General features: G+C 68.6%; 14 protein-coding genes and 2 riboswitches. Of the genes, 6 read left to right on the top strand and 8 right to left on the bottom strand.

Annotated features, from left to right (window positions below):
• Nucleotides 1-20: 20 nt before the first annotated feature.
• From gcvP to RMP09_RS08000, 7 genes are all read right to left on the bottom strand, one after another.
• Nucleotides 21-2,948 (bottom strand): aminomethyl-transferring glycine dehydrogenase, encoded by a 2,928-nt coding sequence (gene gcvP, locus RMP09_RS07970; RefSeq protein WP_310565441.1) that lies wholly within the window; start codon nt 2,946-2,948, stop codon nt 21-23.
• 105 nt (nt 2,949-3,053) lie between these two features.
• The gene (gene gcvH, locus RMP09_RS07975; protein ID WP_310565442.1) at nt 3,054-3,425 is read right to left on the bottom strand and encodes a glycine cleavage system protein GcvH; all 372 of its coding nucleotides are present in this window, start codon (nt 3,423-3,425) and stop codon (nt 3,054-3,056) included.
• 29 nt (nt 3,426-3,454) lie between these two features.
• Complete coding sequence (locus RMP09_RS07980; RefSeq protein ID WP_310565443.1) at nt 3,455-3,928, bottom strand: GNAT family N-acetyltransferase; 474 nt, start codon at nt 3,926-3,928, stop codon at nt 3,455-3,457.
• 1 nt (nt 3,929) lies between these two features.
• Complete coding sequence (gene gcvT / locus RMP09_RS07985; protein WP_310565444.1) at nt 3,930-5,066, bottom strand: glycine cleavage system aminomethyltransferase GcvT; 1,137 nt, start codon at nt 5,064-5,066, stop codon at nt 3,930-3,932.
• Nucleotides 5,067-5,133: 67 nt separating this feature from the next.
• Nucleotides 5,134-5,237: riboswitch (glycine riboswitch) on the bottom strand.
• A 12-nt stretch (nt 5,238-5,249) separates the two neighbouring features.
• Nucleotides 5,250-5,349: riboswitch (glycine riboswitch) on the bottom strand.
• A 38-nt stretch (nt 5,350-5,387) separates the two neighbouring features.
• Nucleotides 5,388-5,912, bottom strand: a complete 525-nt coding sequence (locus RMP09_RS07990) for a hypothetical protein (RefSeq protein ID WP_310565445.1) — start codon at nt 5,910-5,912, stop codon at nt 5,388-5,390.
• 80 nt (nt 5,913-5,992) lie between these two features.
• Nucleotides 5,993-6,649 carry a nucleoside/nucleotide kinase family protein gene (locus RMP09_RS07995; RefSeq protein ID WP_310565446.1) on the bottom strand — a complete coding sequence of 219 codons (657 nt, stop codon included), beginning with the start codon at nt 6,647-6,649 and terminating at the stop codon, nt 5,993-5,995.
• Complete coding sequence (locus RMP09_RS08000; protein ID WP_310565447.1) at nt 6,649-8,331, bottom strand: electron transfer flavoprotein-ubiquinone oxidoreductase; 1,683 nt, start codon at nt 8,329-8,331, stop codon at nt 6,649-6,651. The genes RMP09_RS07995 and RMP09_RS08000 overlap by 1 nt, the downstream gene beginning before the upstream one ends.
• Nucleotides 8,332-8,473: 142 nt before the next feature.
• Between RMP09_RS08000 and RMP09_RS08005 the strand changes: the two genes are divergently transcribed.
• From RMP09_RS08005 to RMP09_RS08020, 4 genes are all read left to right on the top strand, one after another.
• Nucleotides 8,474-9,256: an SDR family oxidoreductase gene (locus RMP09_RS08005; protein WP_310565448.1), complete on the top strand. Its 783-nt coding sequence runs from the start codon at nt 8,474-8,476 to the stop codon at nt 9,254-9,256.
• A 99-nt stretch (nt 9,257-9,355) separates the two neighbouring features.
• Nucleotides 9,356-10,321: a DMT family transporter gene (locus RMP09_RS08010; RefSeq protein WP_310565449.1), complete on the top strand. Its 966-nt coding sequence runs from the start codon at nt 9,356-9,358 to the stop codon at nt 10,319-10,321.
• 93 nt (nt 10,322-10,414) lie between these two features.
• Entirely contained in the window at nt 10,415-10,864 is a 450-nt protein-coding gene (locus tag RMP09_RS08015) for a thioesterase family protein (protein WP_310565450.1), read from the top strand.
• A gap of 48 nt (nt 10,865-10,912) precedes the next feature.
• Nucleotides 10,913-12,160: a PQQ-dependent sugar dehydrogenase gene (locus RMP09_RS08020; protein WP_310565451.1), complete on the top strand. Its 1,248-nt coding sequence runs from the start codon at nt 10,913-10,915 to the stop codon at nt 12,158-12,160.
• 51 nt (nt 12,161-12,211) lie between these two features.
• On the opposite strand, the gene RMP09_RS08025 is transcribed toward RMP09_RS08020, so the two are convergent.
• Nucleotides 12,212-12,799 carry a peroxidase-related enzyme gene (locus RMP09_RS08025; protein ID WP_310565452.1) on the bottom strand — a complete coding sequence of 196 codons (588 nt, stop codon included), beginning with the start codon at nt 12,797-12,799 and terminating at the stop codon, nt 12,212-12,214.
• A gap of 81 nt (nt 12,800-12,880) precedes the next feature.
• On the opposite strand from RMP09_RS08025, the gene pcaC reads away from it, so the two are divergent.
• Nucleotides 12,881-13,258: a 4-carboxymuconolactone decarboxylase gene (pcaC, locus tag RMP09_RS08030; RefSeq protein WP_310565453.1), complete on the top strand. Its 378-nt coding sequence runs from the start codon at nt 12,881-12,883 to the stop codon at nt 13,256-13,258.
• Nucleotides 13,259-13,288: 30 nt separating this feature from the next.
• The coding region (locus RMP09_RS08035; protein ID WP_310565454.1) for a tripartite tricarboxylate transporter substrate-binding protein at nt 13,289-13,958 on the top strand (670 nt) is incomplete at its 3' end.

Below are 13,958 nucleotides of genomic sequence, written 5' to 3' on the forward strand. Positions count from 1 at the left end.
CGTTCGCGTCCCCGGAACGGTCAGGCCAGTTCGCTGACCGGCACGCAGCTGCAGAACAGGTTGCGGTCGCCGTAGACGTTGTCGATGCGGCCCACGGGCGGCCAGTACTTGGCGTGCGCGCGGGTCGATTGCGAAGCGGCGCCGACGTCCCGGCCGTAGGGGTGCGGCCAGTCGGCCTTCATCAGGCTGTCGGCCGTGTGCGGCGCGTTCTTCAGCGGGTTGTCGTCCTGCGGCCATTCGCCTTTTTCCACGCGACGGACTTCCTCGCGGATGGCGATCATCGCGTCGATGAAGCGGTCCAGTTCTTCCAGTGTCTCGCTCTCGGTGGGCTCGACCATCAGCGTGTTGGCCACCGGGAAGCTCAGCGTGGGCGCGTGGAAGCCGTAGTCCATCAGGCGCTTGGCCACGTCTTCGGCCATCACGCCGCTGGTCTCTTTCAGACCGCGCAGGTCCAGGATGCACTCGTGCGCCACGTGGCCGTTGGCCGAGGCGTAGAGCGTGGGGTAGTGGTCGGCCAGGCGCTTGCTGATGTAGTTGGCCGAGAGGATGGCCGCCTCGGTCGCGTGCTTGAGTCCGTCGGCGCCCATCATGCGGATGTACATCCAGCTGATCGGCAGCACGGCGGCGTTGCCCAGCGGCGCGGCGCTGACCGCGCCCACGGCGTGCGCCGACGCGGGCGTGTCGCAGACACCCCCCGGCTCGGCACCGCGGCCGTGGCCGGGCAGGAAGGGCACGAGGTCGGCCACCACGCAGACCGGGCCGACGCCCGGGCCGCCACCGCCGTGCGGGATGCAGAAGGTCTTGTGCAGGTTCAGGTGGCTCACGTCGCCGCCGAACTCGCCCGGCGCCGCCACGCCGACCAGCGCGTTCATGTTGGCGCCGTCCACGTACACCCGGCCGCCGTGCTGGTGCACCAGGGCGCAGAGTTCCTTGACCGTGGTCTCGAACACGCCGTGCGTCGAGGGGTAGGTGATCATCACGGCCGCGAGATTCGCGCTGTGCTGTTCACACTTGGCCTGCAGGTCGGCCATGTCGACGTTGCCGTTCTCGTCGCACTTGGTCACCACCACCTGCAGGCCGACCATTTGCGCCGACGCGGGGTTGGTGCCGTGGGCCGACGAGGGGATCAGGCAGATGTTGCGGTGGCTCTCGCCGCGCGAGGCGTGCCAGCCACGGATGGCGAGCAGGCCGGCGTATTCGCCCTGCGAACCGGCGTTGGGCTGCAGGCTGATGCCGGCGTAGCCCGTGGCCTGGCACAGCCAGGCGCGCAGCTGCTCATCGAGTTCCTGGTAGCCGGCGAGCTGGTCGGCCGGGGCGAAAGGGTGCACACCGGCGAACTCGGGCCAGGTGATGGGAATCATCTCGCTGGTCGCGTTGAGCTTCATGGTGCACGAGCCCAGCGGGATCATGCTGCGGTCCAGCGCCAGGTCCATGTCCGACAGCGCGCGGATGTAGCGCAGCATGCCGGTTTCGGAGTGGTGGCTATTGAACACCGGGTGGCCGAGGTAGGCGCTGGTGCGGCGCAGCTCGGTGGGGATCAGCGGCTCCACGCCCTTTTCGAACGCGTCGAACGAGGGCAGGGCCTGACCGTCCTGCGCGAACGCCGACCACAGCAGGACGATGTCCTCGCGCGTGGAGGTTTCGTCCAGCGACATGCTCACGAACTGGCCCCAGGCCAGGCGCAGGTTGGCGCCCCGGGACAGGGCCTTGGCCACAACGGCCTGGGCCTGTGCGTTGTCGGCCGCTTTCACGGTGAGCGTGTCGAAGGCCGTGGCGCTGGTCAGCGTGCAGCCCAGCTGCTGCAGGCCGGCGGCCAGCACGGCGGTGTAGGCGGCCACGCGCTGGGCGATGCGCTTGAGGCCCTGCGGGCCGTGGTAGACGGCGTACATGCTGGCCACGACGGCCGGCAGCACCTGCGCCGTGCAGATGTTGGAGGTGGCCTTCTCGCGGCGGATGTGCTGCTCGCGCGTCTGCAGCGCCAGGCGGTAGGCCGGGTTGCCGTGCGTGTCCACGCTCACGCCGACCAGGCGGCCGGGCATGGAACGCTTGAATTCGTCGCGGCAGGCCATGTAGGCGGCGTGCGGGCCGCCCGCGCCCATCGGCATGCCAAAGCGCTGCGTGGTGCCGATCACGATGTCGGCGTCGAACTCGCCCGGGGGCACCAGCAGCGTCAGCGCCAGCAGGTCGGCCGCGACGATGAAAGCGGCTTGCTTGCCGTGCACCGTCTGCACCTCGGCGCGCAGGTCGTCGATGCGGCCGCTGGTGGACGGGTACTGCGCCAGCACGGCGAAGTAGTCGTCGCCGGCCAGCGCGGCTTTCCACTCTTCGGCCGAGTTCGCCAGCTTGACGGTCAGGCCCAGCGGCTTGGCGCGGGTCTGGATGACTTCGATGGTCTGCGGATGCGCGTCACCGGCCACCACGAGGGTGTTGCCCTTGGCTTTGACCGAGCGCCTGGCGAGCGTCATGGCCTCGGCGGCGGCGGTGGCTTCGTCCAGCATCGACGCGTTGGCGATCGCCATGCCGGTCAGGTCGGTCACCATGGTCTGGAAGTTGACCAGCGCCTCCATGCGGCCCTGCGAAATTTCGGCCTGGTAGGGCGTGTAGGCGGTGTACCAGGCGGGGTTTTCGAGGATGTTGCGCAGGATCACGCCCGGCGTGTGCGTGCCGTAATAGCCCTGGCCGATGAAGCTCCTGAAGACCTTGTTCTTGGCCGCGATGGCCTTGAGCTCGGCCAGCGCCGCGGCCTCGGTGGTCGCGGGCGGCAGGTCCATGGCGGCGCTGCGCGCGATGCTGCGCGGCACGATGCCGTCGATCAGGGCGCGGCGCGAGGCCTCGCCGATGACCGACAGCATCAGCGTTTCATCGGCTTCGCTGATGCCGATGTGGCGGGCGATGAACTCGCTGGCGTTTTCGAGTTCACCCAGGGATTTGACGGACGGCATCAGCATGGTGGCAACTTCCACAGGCCGTTCGCCCTGAGCCTGTCGAAAGGCAGCGAACAGCAAAGATGTGCAAGGGCTTCGACAGGCTCAGCCCGAACGGAAGGGGGTGGATCAGGCGTTGGCCGAGAAGGTGGTGTAGGCGGTTTCGTCCAGCAGGGCATCGACCTGGGCGGCGTCCGACAGCTTGACCTTGAAGAACCACCCGGCGCCCAGCGGGTCGCTGTTGGCCAGCGAGGGGTCGTCGCGCAGGGCTTCGTTCACTTCGGTGATCTCGCCGCTGACGGGCATGTAGACGTCGGCCGCGGCCTTGACGGACTCGACCACGCCGGCCACGTCCTTCTGGGCAAAGCTCTTGCCCACTTCGGGCAGGTCGACGAACACCACGTCGCCCAGCGCGTCCTGCGCGTGGTGGGTGATGCCGACGGTGGCGACGTCGCCGTCAACGGTGATCCATTCGTGGTCTTCGGTGTACTTGGTGGTCATGGTGGGCTCCGGGTGGTGAAAAGGGATGTTCAGTGGTGATTGAGGACGCAGCGCATGGGCACAAATGCGATGCCATTGGTTTCTGCGCGCGGACCTGTGGGGACAAAACCCAATGCCTTGTAAGCGGGCAGACCGTAGGGGCTGGCGTTGACCGTGATGTGTTCGGGCCGCGACCATTGGCTGGGCCAATCGCTGAGCATGTATAGCCACAGCGTTCGACCGACACCTTGTCGATGCCAGCCACTGCGGACAAAGAGTTGGTAGAGGTGGGTGCCTTCGCGCAATCCGATTAAACCGCGCAGAGCGTGGTCCGTCGGTTCCGTGAAAACCCAGTAACAAAAGCGCCCGCTTTCCATGTTTCGAGCCAGGGCGTCGGCACGCATGCTGGCGAGGACCGGCTCAGCACCCGCGCCGTCCGTGGACAGCGTGATGTGCGGGGCTTCCGCCAGGAGCAATGACTCCATGGCCGTCGCATCGTCCGCTGTGGCGCGCCGAACGGTCATGTCATCCCCTGTGATAGCGGTTGGGCACGAACGGCATGGGCGCGACTTCCATCGGCACGGCCTTGCCGCGCACGAGGGCGTTGACGCGGGTGCCAACGGCGGCGAAGGCGGGCGCGATGTAGCCGATGGCGACCGGCTTGTCGGCCGTCGGGCCGAGCAGGCCGCTGGTGACTTCGCCGATCTTCACGCCGTCCAGGCTTTGCAGCTCGACGTGCTCGCGCACCGGCACGCGTTCCAGCGCGACCAGGCCGACGCGCTTGCGCGTCAGGGCGTCGGCGCCGTCCAGCTGGGCCAGCACGCGGGCCGCACCCGGGAAGCCGCCAGCGCGTTCGCCGCCGCTGCGGCGCACTTTCTGCATCGCCCAGTTCAGCGCGGCCTCGACCGGCGTGGTCGTGGTGTCGATGTCGTTGCCGTAGAGGCACAGGCCGGCTTCGAGGCGCAGCGAGTTGCGCGCGCCCAGGCCGATGGGTTTGACCTCGGGCTGCGCCAGCAGGGCGCGGGCGAAGGCCTCGGCGCTGGCCGCGGGCAAGGAGATTTCAAAACCGTCTTCGCCGGTGTAACCGCTGCGGGTGACGAACAGGTCGGCGCCGTTCCAGGTGGCGGCCAGGCCGGTCATGAACACCAGCTGTTCCACGCCGGGCAGCAGGCGGGCCAGCGCGGTCACGGCCTGCGGGCCTTGCAGGGCGAGCAGGGCGCGGTCGAATTGCGGGGTGACGGTGCAGCGTTGGCCGATGCGCTCGACGATGTGGGCCAGGTCGCCGTGCTTGCAGGCGCCGTTGACGATCACGAAGATGTCGGTGCCGCGGTTGACGAACATCAGGTCGTCGATGATGCCGCCCTCGTCGGTCAGCAGCAGGCCGTAGCGCTGCTTGTTCACGCCCAGGCCGATCACGTCGACCGGCATCAGCGACTCAAAGGCGGCGGCGGCGTCCGGGCCCGACAGCGTCAGCTGGCCCATGTGCGAGACGTCGAACAGGCCGGCGGCGGTGCGGGTGTGGTGGTGCTCGGCCATCAGGCCGGCGGGGTACTGCACCGGCATGCTGTAGCCGGCAAACGGCACCATGCGTGCGCCCAGCTCAAGGTGCAGGGCGTTCAGCGGGGTCTGGAGCAGGGCGGTGGAATCGGTGGACGCGGACATGGCGGACTCTCGTGGGTGGGGCAGATGCCATGGCACGGGGCCACGGCGACAACACGGTGCATCCGTGCGCTGCCCCCCTGTCCGCTTTACCTGAGAGATTCGCGCGGGCGATGCCGCACTTGCTCCTTCGGTGGATGGCCGCAAGGGCCACCTCTCTCCAGTGGGGGACACCGGCCTTGCGGCCAATGGTCATCAGTCCTTTTGCCTGAGCGTTCAGGGCCGTTGCAACGACCGCCTGCGCCTTCGGCGGCTCCACGGGGGAGCGCTCTCCTGATCCGGCGAGTTTAACGGAATCGACCGCGTCGACGGCTTTTCCGAGTGTCAGGCTGCGCTTTCCAGCAGGCCGGCCGGCAGCAGCTTGGCCAGCCGTTCGCTGATGCCGTCGGCCCGCTCGCTGCCCGCCAGCGTCTCCACGTCGGCGATCAGGGCCCGGCCCACGGCCAGCATGGCGTCGGCGTCGCGTGCCTCGCGCAAGGCCTCGCGGTAGCGGCCGGCCAGCGCCTTATCGCGCGGCGCGAACAGGCGTTCGCTCAGGTCGAACAGGAACATGCGCGCGGTGGCCAGCGAGCGGGTGCCGGTGAAGGCGTCGCCGTGCTGGCCGGGCGGCGCGGATGGCGGCGGCACCGGGTGGCCGGAGCGGGGTTCGCGGGCGGGGCCGCGGCGTTCCAGGTAGCCCTGGGTCAGCAAGCGTTCGAGCAGCGGGCGCCCATCGACCCCGAACAGCTCGGCCATCTTCGACTCGCTTTGCTGGCCGTCGGCCAGCAACAGCAGGGCGCGCTCGCGCTGCCCCAGGGTCCGGTTGCCCGGACGCAGTTCGCCACGGCCTTTCTCGGTCTTGATCAGCATCATTCACTCCAACGACGAAGCGCGCACTGTGCGTGGCGCGTGTGTCATGGGTGTGAAACCCCGGCCAGCGGGTGAGGCCGTCAACCCGGGAAACGGAAGGTCTGGGTGGCCTCGTCGCACACCACGCGGCGCTGCGCCCGGTGTGCGCTCGCTTCGATACGCCGCGCGTTGGGTTCGTCGGTCTGGGCGATCCAGGCCAGGGCCTGGGTGCGGCTGCGGCCGAACTGCATGTGCCGCGCCGCGAGGCGTTCCAGCCGCAGATCGGCCGGCACCTCCAGGTACCAGACCTCGTCGAGCAGGTCGGCCACGGGTGCCCAGGCCGGATCGTCGTCCAGCAGCAGGTAATTGCCTTCGGTGATGACCAGCGGCCTCTGCGCGAACACGGGCAGGGCGCCGGCCACCGGTTCTTCGATCTCGCGCCGGAAGTCGGGCGCGTAAACCACCTCGTGCGGGCCTTGCTGGCGCAGGCGCCGCAGCAGGGCGGCGTAGCCGGCGGCATCGAAGGTGTCGGGCGCGCCTTTGCGCTGGGCGCGTCCCAGGCGTTCCAGCTCCACCTGGGCCAGGTGGTAGCCGTCCATGGGCACGGCCTGTGCCCGCTCGCCAACGGCCTGGGCCATCAGCGCGGCCAGCGTGGACTTGCCGGCGCCCGGCGGGCCGACCACGCCCAGCAGGCGGCGGGGCCCGGCGGCCAGTTGGTTCAGGCGGTCGACCAGGTCCGGATGCAGCCGCAGCGGCATCACATGCCCGCGTAGTTCGGTCCGCCGCCGCCTTCGGGCGTGACCCAGACGATGTTCTGCGTCGGATCCTTGATGTCGCAGGTCTTGCAGTGCACGCAGTTCTGCGCGTTGATCACCAACTGGTCCTGTCCGTCTTTCTGCACGAACTCGTACACCCCGGCCGGGCAGTAGCGGCTCTCGGGTCCGGCGTACTTGGCCAGGTTGATCCGCACCGGCACCGTGGCGTCCTTGAGCGTGAGGTGCGCCGGCTGCTGCTCTTCGTGGTTGGTGTTGCTGACGAACACGCTGGAGAGCCGGTCGAAGCTGATCACGCCATCGGGCTTGGGGTAGCTGATCTGCGGCATCTCGGCCGCCGGGCGCAGCTTGGTGTGGTCCTTGGTGGTGTTGTGCAGCGTCCAGGGCGGCACGCTCACGCCCACTTTGGGCAGGAACCAGTGTTCCACCCCGGTCATGAGCTTGCCCATGAGCGGGCTCTTCTTGAACCAGTTCTTGAAGTTGCGGTAGGTCCAGAGTTCTTCGTGCAGCCAGCTGGCCTTGAAACCGGTCTCGAAGGCGGTGAGCTCGTCGGACTGGCGGCCGGCGGCCACGGCTTCAAACGCGGCCTCGGCGCACAGCATGCCGCTCTTGATCGCCGCGTGGCTGCCCTTGATGCGCGCGGCGTTCAGGAAGCCTGCGTCGCAGCCGACCAGCGCGCCACCGGGGAACACCGTCTTGGGCAGCGCCTGCGGCGTGCCGTTGTTCAGGGCGCGGGCGCCGTAGCCCAGGCGCTTGCCGCCTTCGATGTGCGCCTTGATGCTCGGGTGCGTCTTCCAGCGCTGCATCTCCTCGAACGGGGAGAGCCAGGGGTTCTGGTAGTCCAGGCCGATGACGTAACCCAGCGTGACCTTGTTGCCTTCGAGGTGGTAGAGGAAACCACCGCCGAAAGCGTCGTCGTTCAGCGGCCAGCCGGCCGTGTGCACCACCAGGCCGGGCTTGGCCTTGTCGGCCGGGATCTCCCAGAGTTCCTTGATGCCGATGGCGAAGGTCTGTGCGTCCTTGCCTTCGTCGAGCTTGTATTTGGCGATCAGCTGCTTGCCCAGGTGGCCACGCGCGCCCTCGGCGAACACGGTGTACTTGGCGTGCAGCTCCATGCCGATCTGGAAGCTGTCCATGGGCTCGCCGTCCTTGCCCACGCCCTGGTTGCCGGTGGCCACGCCCTTGACGGAGCCGTCGTCGTTGTAGAGCACTTCGGCGGCCGAGAAGCCGGGGAAGATTTCCACGCCCAGGGCCTCGGCCTGTTCGCCCAGCCATTTGGTGACGGCACCCAGGCTGACGACGTAACAACCGTGGTTGTCGAAGTTGCGCGGCATCAGCCAGTCGGGTGTGCGCTGCGCACCGGTTTCGCTGAGCACCAGCAGGTCGTCGCCGGTGACCGGCTGGTTCAGCGGGGCGCCGAGTTCTTTCCAGTTCGGGAACAGCTCGGTAATGGCGCGCGGGTCCATGACCGCGCCCGAGAGGATGTGGGCGCCGGGCTCGGAACCCTTCTCCAGCACGCAGACGTTGATCTCGCTGCCTTTGTCGGCCGCCAGCTGCTTGAGGCGGATGGCGGTGGACAGGCCGGCAGGGCCGCCGCCGACGATCACGACGTCGTATTCCATCGCTTCGCGCGGGCCGTAGGTGCTCAGGATTTCTTCAGGGCTCATGGTGTTGCGGTCTTTCTCGGTCGTGCTCGGCCCCGAGGGGGCCTGTCGTGGTCGTGACGGATTCTAGTGGTCGATGGCGCACAATCTCTGTCACCTTCGCCGTGCGGCGACCCCAACGACGACTTTCGAGGAGCACCCCTAAATGGCCTACAGCCTTGACCTTTCGGGCCGCGTGGCCCTGATCACCGGTGCGTCCGGTGGCCTGGGTGAACAGTTTGCCAAGACCCTGGCCAAAGCCGGTGCCGCGGTGGTGCTGGCCAGCCGCCGGACCGATCGGCTCATGGCGCTGCGGGCCCACATCGAAGCCGAAGGCGGCGACGCCCATGTGGTGGCGCTGGACGTGACCGACCTGGCGTCCATCAAGGCGGCCATTGCGCACGCCGAGACCGAGGTCGGCGCCATCGACATCCTGGTCAACAACTCGGGGGTCAGCACCACCCAGCGCCTGCAGGACGTGAGCGAAGAGGACTACGACTTCGTGTTCGACACCAACACCAAGGGCGCGTTTTTCGTGGCGCAAGAGGTGGCCAAGCGCATGCTGGCGCGGGCCAACGGCGCGGCACCGGGCACCTATGTGGGCGGGCGCATCATCAACATCGCGTCCATGGCCGGGCTCAAGGTGCTGCCGCAGATCGGCGTGTACTGCATGAGCAAGGCGGCCGTGGTGCAGATGACCAAGGCCATGGCGGTGGAGTGGGGCAAGTACGGCATCAACGTCAACGCCATCTGCCCGGGCTACATCGACACCGAAATCAACCACCACCACTGGCAGACCGAGCAGGGGCAGAAGCTGGTGAACATGCTGCCGCGCAAGCGCGTCGGCCAGCCGGCCGATCTGGACGCGATCCTGGTCATGCTGGCCAGCAACGAGAGCCATTTCGTGAACGGTGCCGTCATCGCCGCGGACGACGGTTTTGCTGTCTGATGGGGCCCCCCTGCGCCGCTTCGCTTCTTTTCCCCATGGGGACCACACCCGTGGCCCGGCCAAGCCGGTTCCACGGTGTGTGCTGGCATGAGACACAGCATGTCGGTTGACGTGGTGGAAGGGGTTTCGACCGGTCGCCTGCCGCCGGGCATGGCCTCGGGCATTGCGGCCGGGCTGGGGGCGGGGGCCTTCTGGGGCACGACCTTTGTGGCCCCGCTGGTGGCGCCGGGATTTTCGTCGGTGGACTACACGGCGGGTCGCTTCGTCGCTTGCGGTCTGTTTTCGCTGGGGTGGATGCTGTGGGAGGCGCTGCGGTCCGCCCCCGGCCGACGCGCCGGCCTGTGGCCCAGCGCGGCGCAGGCGCGCGCCGCACTCGGGCTCAGCGTGCTGGGCTACACCGGCTATTACCTGCTGCTGGTCTACGGCATCGCCGACGCCGGGGCCGCGTTGCCCGCGCTCATCATTGGCACGCTGCCGGTCTGGATGATGCTGCTGGGCAAGCCCGAGCACCTGCGCTGGACGGCGCTGCTGCCCGGCCTGGTGCTGACCGCCGCCGGCATGGCGCTGATGATGGACGCCACCGCAGACGAGGTGAGCGTTGCGGGTGCGGGCCACTTCTGGCGCGGCGTGTTGCTGGCGGTGGGCGCCATGCTCAGCTGGCTGGCGTTTGGCATGCTCAACGCCCGCTGGATCCGCCGCCATCCCGAGGTCAAGTCCACCGCCTGGGCCAACTGGCTGGGGCTGGCGGCCGGGCTGGGCGGCCTAGCGCTCTGGCTGGGTTGGGGCACCGGCTGGACCGAGCTGATCGGTCGGCCCGGCTTCGGCCGCTTTGTTTTTGTGTGCGCCTTCACCGGCATCGGGTCGGCCTGGATCGCCTCGGTGCTGTGGAACGTGGCCAGCCGCCGCCTGAGCACCAGCCTGGCCGGCCAGCTGGTGGTGAGCGAAACCGTGTTTGCGCTGGTCTACGCGTTTGCCTGGAGCGGTGACTGGCCGCAGACGGCGCAGCTGATCGCCTGTGTGCTGTTCGTGGCCGGCATCCTGGCGTCGATCCGCGCGCACAGATGAACCCCCACGCTCCATCGCTTCCCGGGTCGCTGCCCCCCAAGGGGTCGCGTTTCGCCTCGAGGCGGTCCGGCGGCGAAACCTGAGGAATATCCGATGAAACTGGAACTGCCCGAAGACAAACGCCTGGTGCACGAGATCGTGGTGCCGATCCGCTGGGGCGACATGGACGCCATGGGCCACGTCAACAACACGATCTACTTCCGCTACATGGAGATCGCGCGCCTGGACTGGTTCTTCGGGCTGGGCATGCCGATCGATCCGAAGGGCGAAGGCCCGGTGATCGTCAACGCCTTCTGCAACTTCATCCGCCAGTTCGAATTCCCCGGCGACGTGCTGGTGCGCACCTACGTGGGCACCATGGGCAAGACCTCGTTCGACACCTTCCACGAGATGCTGCGCACCGACGATCCGGCCACGGTGTACGCCAACGGTGGCGCGACCATCGTCTGGGTGGACTTCCCGCAGCAGAAGTCGGTGCCCATGTCGGCCCAGGCCCGGGCGCTCATCGAGGGTGCGGGACACCCCCCCTTGCTGGGCCGCTGAGCACATTTGCTTGCACAGCTGCCGGACGACGCCGGCTAGCATGCGCTCATGAACGCGCGATGGACGTCTTCCGGTCTGAGGCGCTTGGTCTGGCGGGGGCTGTTGCTGGCGGGCTGGGCGCAGTTGTCGGCCTGCGGCGGCGGCAGCGGCGGCAGCGGCTCGACGTCCGCGCCCGCCGATCCGGCCTTCATCCCCACCACCGCCACGGTGTCGGCCACCCCGGTGGTCACCGGTTTGCAGTATCCCTGGGGCCTGGCCTTTTTGCCCGACGGCGACATGCTGGTCACGGGGCGCTTGGGGCAGCTGTGGTGGATCAGCGTGGAGGGCAACAGCGTGCGCAGCGTGGCGGGCCTGCCTGCGGTTACCGCCACCGGTGGCCAGGGCGGGCTGCTCGACGTGGCGCTGGACCCGGCGTTTGCCAGCAACCGCCGCGTGTACCTGAGTTTTTCCGAGGCCGATGCCACGAACCCCTCGCTCAACGGCACCGCCGTGGGGCGGGCCGTGCTGGACGCTTCCACGCCCGCGTTGCGTGAGTTCACCGTGATCTACCGGCAGACCCCCAAGGTGGCCAGCAGCGGACACTTCGGCTCGCGCCTGGTGTTCGCGCAGGACGGGGTGCTCTTCGTGACCCTGGGGGATCGCCAGTCGGTCGAACAGCGCGGCCATGCGCAGGACCTGGGGCGCGGCAACGGCAAGGTGGTGCGCATCACCACCAGCGGGGACACCGTCGCGGGCAACCCGTTTGCCAGCGTCGTGGGGGCGCAGCCCGAGCTGTGGAGCCTGGGGCATCGCAACCCGCAGGGCGCTGCGCTGCACCCCGCCACGGGCGAGCTCTGGACCAGTGAACATGGCCCGCAGGGCGGCGACGAGGTCAACCGGACCCTGGCTGGGCGCAACTACGGTTGGCCGGTGATCAGCTACGGGCAGGAGTACGGAACGACCACCCCGGTGGGCGTGGGCACCGCCCAACCCGGCCTGGAGCAGCCGGTGAGCCACTGGGAAATGATCGATGGTTCGACCTGGGTCTCGGGCTTCAAGAGCTCGATCGCCCCCAGCGGCATGGCCTTCTTCACCGGCAGCACGCCAGCCCACTGGAACGGCAGCCTGTTCCTGGGGGCGCTGGCCGGCAAGGCGCTGTGGCGCCTGCAGCTCGACGGCCACCGCGTGGTGGGGCGCGAGCGCCTGCTCACGGGCCTGAACGAGCGCATCCGCGACGTGCGCCAGGGGCCAGATGGCCACCTGTGGCTGTTGACCGACGGCAGCAGTGGCCGGCTGCTGCGCGTTTCCGTCGACTGAGCGGTCGGTCCGGCGCCGGTGCGCGCCAGGCCGGATCGGCGCGAGGCGGCCTCACTTCTGTTTCGGCACCCGCCCCATCAGATAGAACTCGGGGTTGGGCATCATGCCGCTGAAGCTGGCCATGCGGTTGGACAGGCCGAAGAAGGCGGTGATGGCGGCGATGTCCCAGGCGTCTTCGTCGCTGAAACCGTGCGCCGCCAGCGCTTCGAAGTCGGCGTCGTCGATCTCGTGCGAGGCCTGGCAGACCTTCATCGCAAAGTCGAGCATGGCGCGCTGGCGCGACGAAATGTCGGCCTTGCGGTGATTCACCGCCACCTGGTCGGCCACCAGCGGCTTCTTTTCGTAGATGCGCAGGATGGCGCCGTGCGCCACCACGCAGTACAGGCAGTGGTTGACCGCGCTGGTGGCGGTCACGATCATTTCGCGGTCGCCCTTGCTCAGGCCCGAGGTGCGACCCACCGTTTCCGGGGTCATCAGGGCATCGTGGTAAGCGAAGAACGCGCGCCATTCGGCCGGGCGGCGCGCCAGGCCCAGGAACACGTTCGGCACGAAACCCGCCTTCTCCTGCACCTCCAGGATCTTGGTTTTCAGGTCGTCGGGCAGGGTGTTCAGGTCGGGCAGGGGATAGCGGGTGCTCATGTTTGTCTCCGGTCAGGTTGTGTGCAAGTGCCCAGCTTATCCTTGTGGCTTGAACCTCCACTGACACTTGGGAAACACCACATGCAGGACGATCAGTACCACCGTGGCCTGGCCACGCGCCGCGAGGTGATGGGCGACCCCTTCGTGGACCGCGCGCTGGCCGGCGCCACGCCGTTCACCCAGCCCATCCAGGACCACATCTCGCGCGCCGCCTGGGGCGATGTGTGGCAGCGCCCCGGCCTGGACCGCAAGACCCGCAGCCTGGTCACCGTGGCCATGCTGACCGCGCTGGGCAAGCAGCACGAGCTCAAAGGCCATGTGCGCGGCGCGCTCAACAACGGCGCCACGGTGGAAGAGATCCAGGAAGTGCTGCTGCACGCCGCCGTCTACTGCGGCATCCCCGCGTCGGTCGAAGCCTTCCGCACCGCGGCCGATGTCGTCGAACCGCCCCAGGCCTGACCCCTTTTTCTTTTCTCAGGAGTTGAACCCATGACGTTGCACCGCCGTTCTTTTGTTGCCCGCGCCAGCCGCATCGCGCTCGCCCTGTCCGCCGTCGCCGGTCTGGGCCTGGCACAGGCCCAGAGCACGACCCGCATCCTCGTCGGCTTCCCGGCCGGTGGCGGCACCGACGCCGTGGCCCGCATCCTGGCCGAGCGCCTGCAGGGCGAGCTGGGCAGCGGCGTGGTGGTCGAGAACAAGGCCGGGGCCGGGGGCCAGCTGGCGGCGCAGGCCCTGAAGGCCGCGCCGGCCGACGGCCACACCCTGTTCCTCAGCCACGACCACAGCGTCTCCATCCTGCCGCTGACCATGAAGAACCCGGGCTTCGACCCGGCCAAGGACTTTGTGCCCGTGGCCGGCTTTGCCACCTTCGTCAACGCGGTGGCCCTCTCGGGTGGCACGCCGGCGCGCGACTTCAAGGCCTGGGTGGATGACGTCAAGGCCGCTGGCGGCAAGGCCACCATGGGCATCCCGGCGCCAGCGTCCACCCCGCAGTTCGCGGTGCAGGTGATCGGCCAGCGCTTCGGGCTGGACCTGGTGGCCGCGCCCTACCGCGGCAGCGCGCCCATGATGGCCGACATGCTGGGCAACACCATCCCGGCCGGCGTGGGCTCGGTGCCCGACTTCATCGAGAACCACAAGGCCGGCAAGCTGCGCGTGG

Source organism: Hydrogenophaga sp. (genome assembly GCF_031426985.1).
Classification (GTDB): Bacteria; Pseudomonadota; Gammaproteobacteria; order Burkholderiales; family Burkholderiaceae_C; genus Hydrogenophaga.